Raw genomic sequence first — 17,267 nt, forward strand, 5'->3', positions numbered from 1 at the left:
AAGGCGACATGAATATGCTCAACACAACAGCGCATCAGAACGCGACCCCACGCACGGTGCTGGTGGTCGAGGACGAGCCCACGCTCGCCACGGCCATCGCGCAGCGCATCACCGCCGAGGGCTGGACGGCCCGCGTCGCCGGTGATGGCGCCAGCGCCGTGCAGGCGGCCTCCCAGCTCCGCCCTGACCTGGTCATCATGGATATCATGCTGCCGGTGATGGATGGGTTGGAGGCCACCAAGCGCATCGTCGCGGACCGGCCCGTTCCCGTGCTCATCCTCACCGCGCGTGACGACGAGGCGGACAAGGTCATCGGTCTGGGCGCGGGAGCGGACGACTATATGACCAAGCCGTTCTCCATGCGCGAGCTGATCGCCCGATGCAAGGCGCTGTTGCGACGTGTCGAGCGTGCGAAGGTGATCGCCAAGAACTCCGAAAACGAGAAGCTGCTCGATTTTGGTTCGTTGGTGATCGATCCCGCGCAGCGCATCGTGACTGTGGACGGCGAGCAGGTGCATCTGACGCCCACCGAATTCGATCTGCTGGCCACGCTCGCCCGCAAGCCGAAGTCGGTGCTCACCCGCGAGAAGCTGTTGGAGGAGGTCTGGGACTGGGTCGACGCCTCCGGCACCCGCACGGTCGACTCGCATGTCAAGGCGCTGCGCCATAAGCTCGGCGCCGACACGATCCGCACCGTGCATGGCGTGGGATACGCTTTCGAACCGCCGGTGGCCGACTGACGTTCCATGGCCAGACGACCCCATACGCACGTTCCTCGAGCGGGCGCACGGATGAAGCCCGTGCGCCCGCTCGGGCTGTTCTCCTCGCTCAAACTCGAGCTCGCCACCATCATCGTCACCGCCACGGCCATCGCCTTCGCGATGTGCTGGTTCCTGCTGAAATTCGGCTGGAGCGGATGGATCGCCATGCCGCTGACGCTGGTGGTCGCCCTGTCGTTCACCTACTACTTCTCCCGCGGCCTCACCGCTCCCCTGCGGCAGATGCGCGATGCCGCCGAGGCCATGGCAGAAGGCGACTATTCCGTGCGAGTCGACCTCGATTCGACACGGCACGACGAGGTCGGCCAGTTGGCCCGTTCCTTCAACGAGATGGCCGAGGAACTGGAGCACGCCGACCAGATGCGCCGCGATATGGTGGCCAATGTGAGCCACGAACTGCGCACCCCCGTCTCGGCCCTGCAGGCGATGGTCGAGAATATGGCCGACGGCGTGGTGGAGCCGACGCCGGCCAATATGGAAAGCATCCTCAACCAGACCCGACGGCTGTCCGATCTCATCGCCTTCCTGCTCGATCTGAGCCGCATGGAGGCGGGCGCGGCCAGTCTGAATATCGAACGCTTCAATGTGGGCGAATTCCTCGACGAGACGGTGGAGCCGTTGGAGATCGCCGACGCGGGGCATGCCCATGACATCCATATGCGCGTGGACGGCGACATCGTGATGGAGGGCGATCAGGATCGCCTGCGCCAGCTGTTCACCAATATCATCGCCAACGCGCTGAAGCATTCCGCGGACGGCACCACGGTGCTCGTCGAGGCACGTGAGGACGAGACGCACGGCACCGTGGTGGTGAACGTCGTCAATTTCGGCTCGCAGATCCCCGTCTCCGACCGTTCGGATATCTTCCGCCGTTTCGTCAAAGGCAAAACCGGCCCCGGCACCGAATCGGGCGGCACCGGTCTCGGCCTGTCCATCGCCCGTTGGGCCGCCCAACTGCACGGCGGCACCGTCAAGGTGGTGGACGACGCGCGCGGCGCGGATTTCGAAGTCACGCTGCCGAAATACCACATCAGCGAGTAGCCGCGGACGGCGTCTGCGCCAACGCCAGCAGGGTCGCCACCCGCGCGCCGGCGTCCGCCGCCACCGCGGTGCACTGCCGCATGGTGGCGCCGGTGGTGATGATGTCGTCCACCAGCACCACCGTATGCCCACGGATGTCGTAGGCGTCGTCAAGCACGATATGGCCGCCGATGCGCCGGCCCCGGTCGGCGGCGCTCCCCTGTTCCACGGAACGTCCTCCTGTGGCGGTGCTGCGCAAGGCCGGCAGCATCCTCGCCTCGATCCCCCGCTCCCCCATACGGGCCGCCACGGCCTTGGCCAAAGGCACGGTATGCCATCGGCCCCTTGCCCGCATCGAAGCGGCCGAGGATGGCAACGGCACCACCCATACCGGACCATTCGCACAGGATTCGCGGCACCACGACATCAGGCCGCAACGTTGGGCCAAATCGGCCAACAGTTCGCCAAAAGGGCCGTCGAGCTCCTCGTCGCCATGGTCCTTCCACCCGAGAATCGCATGGCGTGCCACACCGCGATACGGCGCGCAGGCCGCGGCGCCACCCATCGCGCAACCCGGCAAATCCCGTGGCTCATATCCTTGGAATACGGCGCGACAGTCCTCGCATAGCACCGCGTCGGGCAAGTCGCAGCCGGCGCAGCCGCGCGGCAACAGCAGATCGCGCACCGCCGCCACCGATTCCCGCATCACGTCCGGCAGGCCGCCCATCAGCCACCGAGCCGTCTGATCAGCTCGTCGCACAACGCCAGCGTGTCCTCCGGATCGCGCACGCGCAGCGCCATCGCCCCGGCCAGAGCCGTCGGATAATCGTTGCCGCCCGGATCCATACGGTCGCCGATGAACGCGACCTGCGCGGGCTCGATGCCGAGACTGTCGGCCAACGAGGCGATCGCATAGGATTTGTCCGTGCCGGGCTCGCTCACATCCACGCTGGTCATACCTCCCGTACGCACCAGCATATGGGGCAGATCCGCCTGCACGGCCTGCGCCAGACGGCGTTTGCGCGTGTCGTCGGGATCCCAGGCGCGTTTGGCCTCCACAGGCGCCCACTGGCCCAACGCCGAAAACGTGATCTGGCTGCCGCGGTCCTCGATGCGCTCCCCCCACACCTGCCGTTCCCACGCCCCCTGCTCGCGGGCGCGGCGTTCCAGACTGGAGATGATGGCGGCACGGTCCTCCTCACCCAGGTCATGGTCGTACACCAACGTCCACTCCTCGCCGTTCCAGCGGTAGTAGCGGGTGCCGCTGGTGGGCATCACATGCAGATCCGTCTTCCTGGCGGTTGCGTCCAGCGCGTCCAGCACCTGATGGCGGACCACGGCATAACTGCCGCCGGAGATCAACGCGATGGGGGTCAGACGGGTGAGCGTCGAGAAACGCCGCGCCATCGGCGGCGTCATCGGCTGTTTGGATTTGGCCAGCGTGTTGTCCAGATCGAATCCGAATACCTTCGCGCGGGCGCAGACGGCATCCAGATCGCAGTCTCTCCACGATGGGACAACCACCACCATACGTCGCTCCTCCCTAGTCGCACGCAACGGCCAATGACAGTATCGTAACGCAATGCCGCCGCCTTGTCCTATGGTGGAAGGCATGTTTGAGCCGCCTTGGAACGCACGTGTGTATCGCAACCGCCATGGACGGGGCACCCGCACCCCGATGTTCGGCACCCGTCTGCCCCGTTATCGCACGAGGTCGGGTATGTTCGACGATATGGTGGCGGCGCAGATCCGCCGGCTGAACGGCGCTTGGCCGCAGCTGGTGCGTCCCGTGCAGTTCGCCGTGGAGGATGTGCCGCCCTCCGATCCCGCGCCGTGGGAGATCGAAACGCGCCCCACCTCGCAATGCTTCCCCGCCTCGCATGGCATTCCCGCACGCATCGTGCTCTACCGTCTGCCGTTGCAGACGCACGCGTTTTCGCGTATGGAACTGCAATGGGCGATTCGCGACGAGTTGGTGGGGCGTCTGGCGCAGCTCTACGGACGCAGGCCCGAGGAGATCGATCCCGACTGGGGGATGTGAGTCTCGGGGTGCCTGTTCGACGGCCTGATTCCGCCCGTCGAACGGAATCAGTGGACGATGCCGTTCTGGGATCGTGCCCACACCTGCGTGTGCTGAGGCATCAGCGAGGTGGCCTCCAGCGTGGCCAGTCCGGCCATATCCGCCTCATCCACGGCTGAGTTCGTCAGGAGCACGCCCCAGCCGATCTCATGTGATTCGTCATCCAACACCAGCACGGCCGCCGTGCCGTCGTCGCCGGACAGATCGTCGCCGGTGAGCGAGACCGCGGCGTTCGCCCCCACTTCGATGTCATGGTCGCCCAGGTGCGAACCGGACGTATCGTAGACGTGCAATGTCACCGTATGCGCGGCGTCGGAGGCATTCGCCAACGTCACGCGAGCGGACATGCCGTCGGGAATCACCACGGCGGAGCTTTCCACGGGATGGGCGGCGTTGGTCAATGCGAAATCGGCCTGGTTGTCCGCGCCCGAACGCGCGGTGGCGACGGCGAGATTCACCTCGGTTTCGGCGTCGACGGCCAACGCCAACGCGCCTTGCGGCGCCTGGCCCAAATCGATGACCGTGACACGCCGCGCCTCCAACGTCACCTCTTCGGCCTGATCCAAACCGTCCTCACCCACCCACGACAGCACCGCGTCGGTGTCTTCGGTGGAGAACAGATACGCGGTGGTCTCATCCCCTTGGGCGATCGACGGCACCACCGAGGCGGTGCTCGCCTCGCCCAACGGCATCGCGAAATCGGAGCCCTTGGAGTCCAGACCGTCCATCGACACCGTGCGCACCACCGCCGCCACCGGCGTCTGGGCGCTGGAGACGGTCATGTACAGACCATCCTGTCCGCTTGCGGCGGCGGCGATATCCATGGTGCTTTCGCCGTACGCGGGCACGGCCAACGTGGATGAGGTGGCCAGGGTCAGCGCTCCGCTCGCGTCGCTTCCCCACGCCTGGATATCCACGGTGGTCGCCTTCGATGAGGGATTGGCGACGATCAGTTGCTGGGTGGTGCCGGTTTCGGTGCCCGCCAGCAGGAAGGAGTGGGTCAGGTCGGTTGCGATGCAGCTGGCGGCGGAGACGCCTTTCAGGTCGCCGTCGGTGGCTTGTGAGGCCACCGCGCCGGCCACACCCACGCCTTGCCCGGATGACAGCAGACGCGTGTCCATCAGTCGGCTCGCCGAATTCTGCGCGAGTTCCTCACCGTCCACCAGAACAGCATCGGCATCGTTCAGACCGGTGCTCTCCAACGATAGGGAGTCCTCTTCGCCATCGTCGGCGCCGAAGGCGGAGATCGTGGAGCGGTATACCGAACCGAACGCCGCGTATCGGGCGGTTGAGGACTGGTTGCCCACGGAGGCCTGATAGGCGCTGTCGCCGTAGGTTTCCGTATCGGACAGCCCCATCGGGGACGGACAGTACGTGGAGAGCTGCGTAGGACTGACGGTGTGGGATACGGCGGTGCCGCTCTCGGAGCTCGTGTCGTCCACCCACGAGGACGGACCGGGCAGGAACACCAATACCGCGGATATGGCGAGGATCACCAGCATGGTCAGCAGGCCGAAGCCGATACGTGCCGCTTTTCTCATGCTTCCTCCTCCAGACGGATGCGACGGCTTCGGGGCAAAGCCACCAGACAGTACAGCGCGACCACCACGCCAAGGCAGATCAGCCACGCGAGTCGCCATGGACTGGATTGGGTGCGCGTCTGCCAGGACGTGTCGATGTTCTGCAAGGCGCTGTCGTTCAACGTCAGGCGATAGTAGGTGCCGGTTTCGGAGCTCACCAGCGATTGGGTGCCTTCGGATGCGGTCAGATGCGAAACGAGCTGGTCGTAGGCGTCGCGACCGTCCTCGTCCGACGCCACGACGAAGATGCCTCCGATGCCCAATCCGCTGATCTGCTCGATGGCGTCGGCGTCGATGTCGGCCAACAGGCTGGCGCACGCCTGCGCCAACGTCTGACTGGCCTGGTCGCTCGCTCCGGAGATCTCACGCACGCGCTGCGCCGGAGAGCTGTCGATCAGATCGCCCCGGCCCGTGCGCATCACCGTATAGTCGATGGAGTTCGCGTCCTGGGCGCGCAACGCCAGCACACGATGGTCGGATCCGCTGTCCAGATAGTCCACCGCGACCATGGGCAGCGACGTGGTGGAGAAGCCGACGGTGGCATCGTCGAGATGCCCGACGGCGAACGCGCATTGCACGGACACGCAGGCGGCCAACACCACCGACAGGACGGCGCGGCCCACGCGAATGGCCACCGCGGAGCCACGCGACGCGCGTGAGAGCTCGACCTGCGCGTCGCGCGTATGCAATGCGAAGAAACGCTTCACCGCGCCGCCCGCGACCAAACACACGCAGGAGAACAAGCCCAAGGCGGCCAACGCCATTCCCGGCAAGGCGGATCCGGCCACGGAGCCGTCCGCGTCGACTTGAATGGTCACACGCGTCGACACCAGACACAACGCCGCTCCGGTCACGGTCACCACCCACATCAGACGCGAGGCGCGCAACGCGAACGGCAGAACCAGCGCCGCCACCGCCAGCAGGGCGACCACCGCGGCCACCACGGTGAGCATCACATCAAGAGGCGCCCACGATGCGATGTTCCAGCCCAACGCGCGCTGCGCGACATCCGCCAACGACAACGCGGCGGGCGAACCGTTCCTTGCCACGGACGGTTCCATGATGTCGCCGAATATCTGCCGCCACGCGCCCTCATCGGCGTAGCGGATCGCGTTCAGCAAAGTCGGGGCCACCACGAAGGCCGAGGGAACGGGAATCAGCAGCAGACGCACGCGACGGGCGGGCACGAAAACGAAAAACGCCAGGAAGGAGAGGATCAACGGCAACAGCAGCTGCGGTTCGGCGGCCACCACCGGCATGAAGCACAATGCCGATATCGCCGCCGCCTGCACGGAGGGACGCGGTTTGACCATATCCTCGGTGTGGTACATGCCGACCGCTCGAAACACGAACGCGAACGCCGCGGGCAGGAACACCATCACGGTGAGCATGGCGAGATTGGCCTCGGCGTACAGCCCCATGCTCAAGCCCAGCGAGAACCACATCAGGCCTCCCAGCACGCGCACCACGTCCGAGCGGGTGAACACGCCGGCCAGTGCCCAGAACGACAGCGCGCTCAACGGGGCGGCGAGGAAGAAGATCATCGTCAGCGCGGCGCCCACATGTCCAACGGTGAATATGGAGGCGACCATCAGCACCAGCAGCCACGGCGTCGGAGGTGCCGGAATGCCCGCGCCGGCGCCGAACACCCAAGGAGTGGTCGCCGCGGACACCAGCTGGCCGAAGGTGGCGTCGGTGGACAGCAGCGACGACGAATACAGCGAGCCATCGGCGAAGGCCGCGCGCAGCACATCCCAATGCATCACGGCCACCGCCAGCAGACATAACGCGGCCATCGCCAGGGCCAGCGTCCACCGTCTGACGGCGCGCGCACGCAGATGCGCCTTAGCCAACGGACTGAGCAGCACAACACGGCTTTGGTCCTCGAACGCCTGTTTGCGGTCATGCCACAGTTTGCGCTGTTCCTTATCGATGGTAAGCATGCGCAGATTCGACATCGACACCTTGGTCTGTCTGGCCACCATGCGACGGGCGCGCCGCGCTCCCGGAATCGACGTCAGCGCCAGCCACGGCAGACACAGCTCGCACCAGGCCTCCCAAGGCTTCTTGCCGAACAGGCAGGCCACAGCCAGTCCCAGCCCGCGCAGCACGCTCCACAGCCACATCCATATCCAGTTCGCCTTGGGGACGTCCGTGTACCGATAGCGTTGGGCGGCGCGTCTCACCGACAGCGCGGCGTTCGTGCCGCGCTCGGCGGCCAGCGGCTCGCCGTCGCGTGAACGCACGCCCTCATAGCGCGCGCGACGGTGCGCGATGCGCGCCTGCGGCACCACCACCACGCGGCCGCCGCTGAGGCACACCCTGCGGCAGAAGTCGCGGGATTCGCCGAATGTGGTGAACCACGGATTGACGCCTTCCAGGGCGCGGTACTGTTCCATCGACACCAGCGCGCCGGCGAGCGAGACGGCGAACACATCCTGCCGGCCGTCGTACTGCTCCTGATCGGGCTCTCCTTCGACCACCAGGCTCTCCACAGTATGGCGGCCGACGTAGGAGCCCACGTCATGCAGGCGTTCGGCCTCCCAGTCAAGCTGTTTGGCGCCCAGCACGCTGGCGCCCGGCGCATTGTGCCACGCCTCCAGCAGATTCTCCAAGCACTGGTCGTCGGCGGGACGCGAATCGTCATGCAACAGCCACAACGCCTTGATCGAGGAATCCAGACGCGCGTGCTGCAGCGCCTTGGCCACGGCGTCCGCGAACGAACGGGCGCCCTTGGCCCGCACGACGCGAATCGTCACGTGTTTGCTTTCCGGAATCTCCAATGCGGGACCAGCGGGAGAGGGAATGACTTCGAAACTCGCCTGGATCGGCTGTGCGGTCGCGCCGGTCGTATCCGCGACGACGATCACGCCGGGCAATATGGTCTGGGTCAGCAGCGCGCACAGTGTGGAGGTGAGGAAACGCGTGTCCTCCTCCACCGTGATAACCGCCGCCACCGACGCGTCGACGTCCTGACGGTGCGTATACGGACGACTCGCCATGGCGTCGGCCAGTGCCTGTTGAATATCGCTGTTGCCTGTCGGATTCATAACCCCTAAGTGTACGCACCCGGGCGAACGCTACGCCCGCTCCTTACGTTCCCTTTTGTAACGGCGGCGTTCGCGCTCGCTCATCCCACCCCAGATGCCGAAGCGCTCATCATGGTCGATGGCCCACTGCAGGCACTGCTCGCGCACCTCGCATTTGGCGCATACGCGTTTCGCGTCGCGCGTCGATCCACCCTTTTCGGGAAAGAACGCCTCCGGATCGGTTTGCGAGCACAAGGCTTTGTGCTGCCAAAACACATCCCCCTCAGGCGCGAACAACCCCCACAGGTCGTTCAACGGCTCGTCGCCCGGCTCCTCGATCACACCCCACATGCGATCCTCCTTGCCTCGAGCGTGTTTTCGTCGCTTAAATTACACACATGTGACTTCGCATTTGTCAAATTCTCACCCTGTGTCGATACACCCCTTTCGGGGATGCTGTGGTATATAGGGGCACGCGAATGTTTCGCGAATATCTGTGCCGTTTGCCTCGTTCCGAATGCCGTTCTCATGTGGATGCCTTACAATTCAATGGTTCACAGGGCGTCGGCTCGGCCGGCGAACATCTCCTCACAAGGAAGGCAACAGCGTGACACCGTATAGCAACGACGACGCCGGGATTCCCAATCTGCACCATCTGGACGCCACCCGTCCTCGGCACAGCACGGGGTACCGGGTCAGCCATCGCGTGCGCACCGCCATCGCCTGCGTCATCGTCGCGCTGCTCTGCTGCGCGGGAACCGCCACCGCGGCCACGCTGCTTGATCTCGATGGCACGATCCAGAACCGAGCCGTCGACATGCTTCCCCAGGACGGCGACAGCGCGAGCTCGCAGATCATCGATCCGAACGCCGGCCAAAGCATCGAATTCGTGGTGCTCGGACAGGACACGCGCGAGGGCGAGGGCAACGCCGCCATCGGAGGCTCCGACGAGGACACCGCGAATCTGCACAATGCCGACACCACGATGGTGGTGCAGGTGGCCGCCGACCGCTCATGGATCAATCTCGTCTCCATCCCGCGCGACTCCATCGTGGACGTGCCCAGCTGCGAAACCTCCAACGGCACCATCCCCGCGCAGTACGACGTGATGTTCAACTCGATCTTCCCCAACGCCTATTCCGTCGGCGGCGACCTCGCCTCGGCCGCCAGCTGCACGGTGAGCGCGATCAACTCGCTGACCGGTCTGGACATCCAGAACTTCATCGTCGTGGACTTCCAAGGCCTGAGCTCCATGATCGACGCGCTTGGCGGCGTGGACATCTGCATCCCCGTGGACACCGAGGACGCCTACACCGGACTGTCGCTGACCCAGGGCCTGCATCATCTCGACGGCAACACGGCCACCCAGTACGCGCGCATGCGCCACGGCACCGGCACCGACGGCACCGACATCATGCGCACCACCAGACAGCAGTACCTCATCAAACAGCTGTTGAGCGAAGCCATGTCCAAGAATCTGTTCACGCAGACCAGCCAGCTCTACCAGTTGGCGAAATCCGCCCTCCAGTCGCTGAACATCAGCCGAGGTCTGGCCAACACCACCACGCTCGCCGGTCTGGCCATGAGCCTGGCCGACTTCGATATGACGCATCTGTACGCGCAGACCGTGCCGGTCCAGGAGTGGGCGCTGGACACCAACCGCCGCGTGTGGACCTCCGACGCGGACACGCTGTGGGCGAAGATGCGTGAGGGCAAGCCGATCACCATCGCGGACGACACCACCGACGACACGTCCGCCACCGACGACGCGACGGGAGACTCCGGCGACACCTCCGACGGCACGGATACCTCCACCGATACCGAAGGCACCGACGACACCACGCAACAGGTCGATCCGGACACCGGTCTGATCACGTTGGACGACGGCACGCTGATCGACCCCGACACCGGCGGCATCGTCAATCCCGAGAACGGATCCATCACCGATCCGAACACCGGCGAGTACATAGGAATCGCCGATCGTTACCTGAACGTGACGGTATGTGCCGTTACTGCGCAGGAATAACCGAGCGCGGCCGACACGCGGGCGCAGCCGTGTAAAAGTGGGGCAGACAGACGGACATATGGAGGCATGATGACACAGGACGCAGGCGGAGCCGATCCGCGGAACATTCCGCCGAGCTTCGTCCCTTCGGCGTCCCGACGTCCACGTGCCACCGCCCCCGGTGACACCGGAGCGACCGGCGGCACCGGGGAATCCGCCACCCCGCCACCCAGCTTCACTCCGCGGGTCTCGCGCGGCGCGGAAACGCCCCATAGCATTCCGCCGGCCGCCTCACGTGCGCGGCGTGGCGGTTCGACCCCCCGCACGTCCCGCGCCGCCACGCCGCCGGATGCCGCGTCGTCCAAGCAGCAACCTTCCGCAGCGGCGGCACCGGAGTCGATCACCCCGCGCGCGGCACGCACTTCACGCGCCTCACGCACTTCGCGCGCCTCGTCGGCCTATGTGCAGCCCGCGGCGAAGCCGGTGCGGTATGGGGCGGGCGTCCCGGCCACGGCGACCGCCGCCAAGGCCGTGTCCATGCCTCGCAAGCGAGGACCCAAAGCGCTGCTCATCGCCGGCACCGTATTGCTGGTATTGGTCGCCATCATGGCGCTGACGGTGTTCGGCGCATGGAATTGGGTTGACGGACGGCTGAACAAAACCAGCTGGCTCACCGACACCGCCGACACGCCCGCTTCGACATGGCTGATCCTCGGCTCCGACGAACGAGACGGCACCACCGGTGACGAATCGGATGTGCAGGGCTCGCGCACCGACACGATTCTTGTGCTCACCAAGCCGAAAAGCGGCGCCAGCTCGTTGATCTCCATTCCGCGCGACTCGTTGGTCGTCGTTGAGGACACTTATATGAAGATCAACGCCGTCGCCGAGATCTTCGGGTCGCAGGCGCTTGTGAGCGAAATCGAGCAGATCACCGGGCAGAAAATCGACCATGTGGCCCAAATCCAGTTCGGCGGCCTCACCCAGGTGGTGGACGCGCTGGGCGGGATCGAACTGTGCTATGACGACGACGTCAGCGACCCGTATTCCGGTTTGGAATGGCAGGCCGGATGCCACACCGCGGACGGCACCACCGCGTTGGCGTTCTCCCGCATGCGTTACGCGGACGCCACCGGGGACTTCGGCCGCAACGCCCGGCAACGCCAGGTGATCTCGGCCATCGTGTCCAAGGCGTCCAGCGGACAGACGCTGACGAATATCGGCACGGTGATGTCCGTGGCGCAGGCCGGTCTGGATTCGATCACCGTGGATGAGGACACCAACCCCTACAGCCTGCTGATGATGGCATTGGCCTTCAAGGGCGCCACCGGCGACGAGGGGGTGTCCGGCAGCGTGTATTGGACGGATCCCGACTACTACGTCGACGGGGTCGGATCCTCCGTGCTGCTCGACGACGCAAAAAATCTGGAGCTGTTCTCCCAACTCGCCGATGGCACCCATGCCGCGGGAACCGTCGGCACACTTGCGGAAAGCCAAAGCTGATCCATCGGTTTGTCTCCCGCCGCCCGCGATGGTGGATAACTGCAGGCTCGGACCACATCACCCCGTTCCGCTTGCGTTCCCGGTTCTTTATCATCCACGCTGGAACCATGTCCGGATCATCTCGCCCCCATGCCCGCCGTGTCGCACGCCGGCACGGCGCAAGGCGCATCGTCCGGCATCGGCGGCTGCTGGCTTTCGTGGCTTTGGGCGCGCCCTTGCTGGCGCAGACCGTCATGCTTGCGGCGATGCTCGCGCAACGCCAATGGCTGTTCGCCACCATGGTGGCACCCGGCATCATCGCCTGCGCGGCCTCCATGCTTTCCACGTGGGCGTCCGTCGGCGACGACGCGAAGGATGCCGCCGCACATCGTATCGGGGATGACACGCGGCGGCCGACGCACGGCACCGTCATCGACGGCACGAACGCAGGCGTCCCTGCGGACGCGGGCGGCGAGGTCGGTGCCGTCATGCATGCCCTCGGCACCGCCTCTTTGGAACGTCTGCTGCAGTGGGGACATCTGCCGTGGCGTGACGTCGTTCGCGCATGGCTGAATCCACCCACCATGCGCGTATGCGTCGGCGTCGGCGCATACGGAGTCTTCCGCATCGATCTACGCGGCCAAGGACCGCACGCGTTGGTGGCTGGAACCACCGGATCAGGCAAATCCGTACTGCTGCAAAGCTGGTGCCTAGCGTTGGCCGCGGCCAACGATCCCCGTCGTCTCAACTTCGTGCTGTTGGATTTCAAAGGTGGCTCGGCCTTTCGCCCGCTTGAGGGACTGCCCCACACCGTGGGCGTCGTATGCGATCTCGATCTCAAGCACGCCGTGCGCGCGCTCGAGGCGCTGGAGGCCGAACTGCGGCGACGCGAACGTTTGGCCGCGGACCATCATGTCGCCGATCTCGACGCGATGGCGGAACCGCCGGCCCGGCTGGTGATCGTCGTCGACGAATTCCACGCGCTTAAGGACCAACTGCCCGATTATGTGGGACGGCTGGTACGCGTCGCATCGCTGGGCCGTTCCCTGGGCATGCATCTCATCGCCTGCACGCAGAATCCGCTGGGACAGATCAGCGCGGATATGAAGGCGAACATCTCACTGAATCTGTGTCTGCGGGTGCGCGACGATATGCAGTCGCACGAGCTGCTCGCCGATTCCCGCGCCGCGCGCATCCCTCCTTCGCTGCCCGGCGCCGCCTTCTGCAACGACGCGGATACGGTGACGGCGTTGCGCTGCGCGGCCCCCGCCAGCATCGACCGTTGCTGCGAGGCGATCCGCTTGGCGGCGATGATGATGCAGATACCTCCCCCGCCGCCGTTGTTCACCGCTCCGCTGCCCGCGCGATTGCGCGCATCGCAGATCGCCGCCACGTTTCGGGACGCGGACGAAGGGATCGTCGAGGTGCCTTTCGGCTTGTCCGATGATGGCGTGCGGCTGCACACCGCGCGATTGCGCGTCGACCACGGCAATATCGGCGTCATCGGGCCTGATGGGCGAGGCAAAAGCGCTCTGCTGCGGCTGCTGGAACACAAGCTTGTCGAAACGCGGCATTGCGCGGTGCGGGTCACGTCCCTGTCGCGCTTCGGATACCGCACCACGACGCCAGGACCGCACGGAAAGGACATCCCACCTCCGCCGCCCGCCCCGCATTCGGTGTGGCTGGTCGACGATGCGGACCAACTGTTCGATCCGTTTTCGACGGATCCGCAGAGGGAAGCCTTCCATACGGCGTTGGCCGATCCGGACGTGACGGTCGTGTTCGCGGTCCGATCCGCGCGGCATGTGCGCGTTCCGGAGCATTGCGGCACCAGAATCGTATTCCCGTGCGGGGAACGCACGGCCGATCTGGTCAGCGGGATCCCATCCAAACTCCTGGCCTCGTTCGACGCGGACGATATCGCAACCCCGGGCCGCGCGGCGCTGATCTCGGGCGGCTCGGCGGCCATCGTGCAATGCGCGTTCGCGGACCGTTGAGAAAAAACATCGCTTCTTTTCTTGCGAAACCTCTTGAAAAACCGTCCGGTTCATGATTACCTAATACAGGACAATATGAGTGTATGCGAACAGCGTCGAGAGGAACGATATGAGCAGTGCATTTGATTGGCGAGCGAAGGCCGCATGCCGCGATAAGGATCCGGAGCTGTTCTTCCCCGTGGGCAACACGGGTGCCGCCTACCAGCAGATCGAAGAGGCCAAGGCCGTGTGCCGCACCTGCAAGGTGATCGACGCCTGCCTCAAGTGCGCGCTGGACACCAACCAGGATTATGGCGTGTGGGGTGGTTTGAGCGAGGACGAGCGTCGCGCGCTGAAGCGTCGCGCCATGCGCGCCCGCCGATCCCAGGCCATGCAGATGCAGATCTGACCGCCGGACTTTCAAGAACCGAAACGTTTACAGAGTAAACCCCTTCCGCCCATGGATGGCGGAAGGGGTTTACTCTATCCATGCCGTTGAGCGCGGCGACGCGTCATGCGTGGGGCTGCGCCGCGCGCAGCTTCATATCGAGCACCACGCGCGTACCTCCCTCGCGGCGGGGCTCCCAATGCACGGTGCCGCCGAAGTCGTTGGTCACGAAGGTGTTGATGATCTGCGTGCCCAGGCCGGATCCGGAGGAACGCGCCATGCCGTCATGTTCCTCGGAGTCCAGTCCGGTGCCGTCGTCTTCGACCACCACGTTGAGGTTGCTGCCCGAACGGCCGACGGATACCGTGATGGTGCCCTCCTTGCGCCCGACGAAGCCGTGCTCCATGGAGTTGGTGATGAGCTCGGTGAGCACCAGCGACAACGGGGTGGCGTCCTGGGCGGGCATCATGCCGAATTTGCCCATGAAGTTCACGCTGATGTGCTGATCGCGCATCGTGGCCAGTCCGACCGACATGTTGAGCAGGTTGGAGATCACCTTATCGAAGTCGACCACCTCGTCGGCGGTCTGGCTCAATCCCTCATGCACCATCGCGATGGTCTGCACGCGACGCTGCGCCTCCTGCAGTTCCTTCTTGACCTCATCGCTTTTGGTTTTGCGCGCCTGCAGACGCAGCAGGGCGGAGACGGACTGGAGGTTGTTCTTGACGCGATGGTGGATCTCGGAGATCGTCGCGTCCTTGGTCTGCAATTCCTGCTCGCGGCGACGCAGCTCGGTCACGTCGCGGCACAGCACGATGCCGCCGGTGCGGCCGTTCTCGTCATACAAAGGCAGCGAGCGCATCGAGACGGTGGAACGGTTGGCGTTGAGTTCGGCGTCCACGGCGGCTTTGCCCGACAGCAGAAGCGGCAATGATTCGGGAACGGGATCGTTCTCGTGCAGCAGCTGGGCGCCGAGTTCGCTCAGATAGTGCCCCGGCATGGTGGTGAGCAGGCCCAGGCGGCGGAAACAGCTGATGGCGTTCGGCGCGGCGTAGCGCACGATGCCGTCCACAGAGAGGATGATGAATCCGTCCGCCACGCGCGCGTTGTGACGTTGGCTCATCACCGCGTCGGAGAAGGGGAACTGGCCGCGGGGGATCATCTCGTACAGGTGTTTGCCGGCGATGATGCTTTCCGACTCGTAACGGCCGTTCGACTCGCGCGTGGCCATATTCGTCTCGCGCACCACCAGGCCCAAGGTTTTGCCGTTGTGGCGGACCGGCGCGTACACGTTGCATACCGTGGATTTGCCGACGGTACGCAGCACGGTGGAACGGAACACCACGCTGGAGCGCATGGCGGCGTCCAATTCCGCGGTCATGTCGTCGGGCATGATGTTGCCCACGACGTCCTCCGTACGCAATGTCATCACCGTGGAGGGGCGGCACTGTTCGGCCACCACGTACCTGCCATCGCCGTCCTGCACCAACAGCAGCAGATCGGCGAAACTCAAATCGGCGATCACCTGCCAGTCGGCCACGAGCTGATGGAGCCACTCGCGGTCCTCGTCTTCAAAATCGGGTCGGGTCGCCAGGATATGTGTGAAATCTGCCATGCGACCATCATACGCACGACCGGGCGCGCATACGCGGTTTTTCGCGCTGCGTCCCAACGTATGGGTTACACGTGCGCGCGACGTGCGACGGATATTCGCATGCAGGGGTAGCATATGGAAGACAGATATGTTACGGTGACGTAAGTTACGGTAACGTAAGGTTCCTGAACGTCAATCATGAAGGCGGCGATATGACACAGCGCGACGACAGCGAGATAGCGGCCAAACAGCAGGCGGTGTTCGACACGCGCGAGGGCGCGGTGCGGGCCAAGGCCGACGCCGTGCGCGCCAAAGCGGCCTACAAGGCAGAGGCGATACGGTCGAAGGCCGAGGAACGCGCCAAGTTGGCGCTGGCCAAAGGCGAGGCCCGCGCCGCGCGCATCGAAGGCATCGAGGGCATCGATCCGCCCCGCAAAATCCGTCTCGACGTGCATGGACGCCCCAAACCGGCCATGCGCGGATGGATCCACGCCGTCGCCGCACCACTGGCTCTGGCCGCGGGCATCGTGCTCATCTGTCTGGCGCAGGGCGCCGGACTCAAATGGGCGTGCGCGGTGTTCATGACCAGCTCGTTGGTGCTGTTCGCCAACTCCGCCGCCTACCATCTGGGCGACTGGAGTCCCAAAGTCACCGATGTGCTGCGCCGAATCGACCACGTGAACATCTTCCTGCTGATCGCCGGCACGTACACGCCGGTGTCGTTCGCGCTCGAACCGTTCTGGCGCGACTTCATCATCATTTCGATGTGGGCGTGCACCGCGATCGCCATCGTCATCCACGTGATCTGGATCAACGCGCCCCGCTGGCTCTACACCGTGGTGTACATCATCTTCGGCGTGTACGGCGTCGGATTCATGGGCCTGTTCTGGATCTCCCCCGCCGCCGGTCCCGCCGTGGTGGTCCTGCTCGCCTCCGGAGGCGCCTGCTACATCGCCGGCGCGATCGTCTACGCGCTGCGCAAGCCGGACCCGTGGCCGCGCGTCTTCGGATTCCATGAGATCTTCCACTGCGGAACCGTCGCCGGCTACGCCTGCCACATGGTCGCCATCTATATGGTCATCGTGGCACTGTGGACCTGATTCCCCGCAACGCCGTTCCAACACTCCGCATCCAATGGGCCAGATGCCCAATGTCCTCCAACGTCGTAGGCTTCGCAGTTCGACGCCCCTTGTGCGAAATCGGTGACGTCCTATCCGAAGGTCTGCCGCGGCGACGGATATGACGAAGGCGGGTGTCCCACTCTTTCGTAAAGAATGGGACACCCGCCTTATTCGTTGTACGGCATCGGTCTCAGCGGACCGCCTCACAATCAG

At 65.0% G+C, this 17,267-nt stretch carries 14 protein-coding genes; 8 read left to right on the forward strand and 6 right to left on the reverse strand.

Annotation, left to right across the window (positions count from 1 at the left end; translation table 11 throughout):
• Nucleotides 1-14 precede the first annotated feature (14 nt).
• Complete coding sequence (locus tag BE0216_RS02680; protein WP_094636429.1) at nucleotides 15-740, forward strand: response regulator transcription factor; 726 nt, start codon at nucleotides 15-17, stop codon at nucleotides 738-740.
• A gap of 51 nt (nucleotides 741-791) precedes the next feature.
• A complete protein-coding gene (locus tag BE0216_RS02685; RefSeq protein WP_169714241.1) occupies nucleotides 792-1,820 on the forward strand; it encodes a sensor histidine kinase in 1,029 nt (342 codons plus the stop codon).
• Here BE0216_RS02685 and BE0216_RS02690 read toward each other — a convergent pair.
• Together BE0216_RS02690 and BE0216_RS02695 are read right to left on the reverse strand one after the other, a co-directional pair.
• Nucleotides 1,810-2,559, reverse strand: coding sequence for a ComF family protein (locus BE0216_RS02690; protein ID WP_226805680.1), 750 nt, complete (start codon nucleotides 2,557-2,559; stop codon nucleotides 1,810-1,812). The two genes, BE0216_RS02685 and BE0216_RS02690, sit on opposite strands and share 11 nt — an antisense overlap.
• A complete protein-coding gene (locus BE0216_RS02695; RefSeq protein WP_094636427.1) occupies nucleotides 2,526-3,323 on the reverse strand; it encodes an HAD-IIB family hydrolase in 798 nt (265 codons plus the stop codon). Before BE0216_RS02695 ends, BE0216_RS02690 begins: the two co-directional genes overlap by 34 nt.
• Before the next feature lie 88 nt (nucleotides 3,324-3,411).
• Here BE0216_RS02695 and BE0216_RS02700 point away from each other — a divergent pair, with 88 nt between their 5' ends.
• On the forward strand, nucleotides 3,412-3,840 hold the full coding sequence (locus BE0216_RS02700; RefSeq protein ID WP_169714239.1) for a metallopeptidase family protein: 429 nt from the start codon (nucleotides 3,412-3,414) through the stop codon (nucleotides 3,838-3,840).
• 47 nt (nucleotides 3,841-3,887) lie between these two features.
• Here the strand turns inward: BE0216_RS02700 and BE0216_RS02705 are convergent, their stop codons facing one another.
• The 3 genes from BE0216_RS02705 to BE0216_RS02715 are packed head-to-tail and all read right to left on the reverse strand — an operon-like array spanning nucleotide 3,888 to nucleotide 8,839.
• Nucleotides 3,888-5,420 carry a DUF5719 family protein gene (locus BE0216_RS02705; RefSeq protein ID WP_094636075.1) on the reverse strand — a complete coding sequence of 511 codons (1,533 nt, stop codon included), beginning with the start codon at nucleotides 5,418-5,420 and terminating at the stop codon, nucleotides 3,888-3,890.
• On the reverse strand, nucleotides 5,417-8,509 hold the full coding sequence (locus BE0216_RS02710; protein ID WP_094636074.1) for a glycosyltransferase family 2 protein: 3,093 nt from the start codon (nucleotides 8,507-8,509) through the stop codon (nucleotides 5,417-5,419). Before BE0216_RS02710 ends, BE0216_RS02705 begins: the two co-directional genes overlap by 4 nt.
• Nucleotides 8,510-8,539: 30 nt before the next feature.
• Entirely contained in the window at nucleotides 8,540-8,839 is a 300-nt protein-coding gene (locus tag BE0216_RS02715) for a WhiB family transcriptional regulator (protein WP_094636073.1), read from the reverse strand.
• A 256-nt stretch (nucleotides 8,840-9,095) separates the two neighbouring features.
• On the opposite strand from BE0216_RS02715, the gene BE0216_RS02720 reads away from it, so the two are divergent.
• The 4 genes from BE0216_RS02720 to BE0216_RS02735 all read left to right on the forward strand — a co-directional run bounded on the left by BE0216_RS02720 (nucleotide 9,096) and on the right by BE0216_RS02735 (nucleotide 14,360).
• On the forward strand, nucleotides 9,096-10,514 hold the full coding sequence (locus BE0216_RS02720) for an LCP family protein (RefSeq protein WP_226805681.1): 1,419 nt from the start codon (nucleotides 9,096-9,098) through the stop codon (nucleotides 10,512-10,514).
• A gap of 69 nt (nucleotides 10,515-10,583) precedes the next feature.
• The gene (locus BE0216_RS02725; RefSeq protein WP_094636071.1) at nucleotides 10,584-11,996 is read left to right on the forward strand and encodes an LCP family protein; all 1,413 of its coding nucleotides are present in this window, start codon (nucleotides 10,584-10,586) and stop codon (nucleotides 11,994-11,996) included.
• 233 nt (nucleotides 11,997-12,229) lie between these two features.
• Nucleotides 12,230-13,972, forward strand: a complete 1,743-nt coding sequence (locus tag BE0216_RS02730) for an FtsK/SpoIIIE domain-containing protein (protein WP_226805807.1) — start codon at nucleotides 12,230-12,232, stop codon at nucleotides 13,970-13,972.
• Between the two features lie 109 nt (nucleotides 13,973-14,081).
• Complete coding sequence (locus BE0216_RS02735; protein ID WP_003835265.1) at nucleotides 14,082-14,360, forward strand: WhiB family transcriptional regulator; 279 nt, start codon at nucleotides 14,082-14,084, stop codon at nucleotides 14,358-14,360.
• Nucleotides 14,361-14,463: 103 nt separating this feature from the next.
• On the opposite strand, the gene BE0216_RS02740 is transcribed toward BE0216_RS02735, so the two are convergent.
• Nucleotides 14,464-15,954, reverse strand: a complete 1,491-nt coding sequence (locus BE0216_RS02740) for a sensor histidine kinase (protein WP_094636069.1) — start codon at nucleotides 15,952-15,954, stop codon at nucleotides 14,464-14,466.
• Between the two features lie 191 nt (nucleotides 15,955-16,145).
• Here BE0216_RS02740 and trhA point away from each other — a divergent pair, with 191 nt between their 5' ends.
• Entirely contained in the window at nucleotides 16,146-17,033 is an 888-nt protein-coding gene (trhA, locus tag BE0216_RS02745; protein ID WP_094636068.1) for a PAQR family membrane homeostasis protein TrhA, read from the forward strand.
• The last annotated feature ends 234 nt before the right edge of the window (nucleotides 17,034-17,267 follow it).

The organism is Bifidobacterium eulemuris, from assembly GCF_014898155.1.
Classification (GTDB): domain Bacteria; phylum Actinomycetota; class Actinomycetes; order Actinomycetales; family Bifidobacteriaceae; genus Bifidobacterium; species Bifidobacterium eulemuris.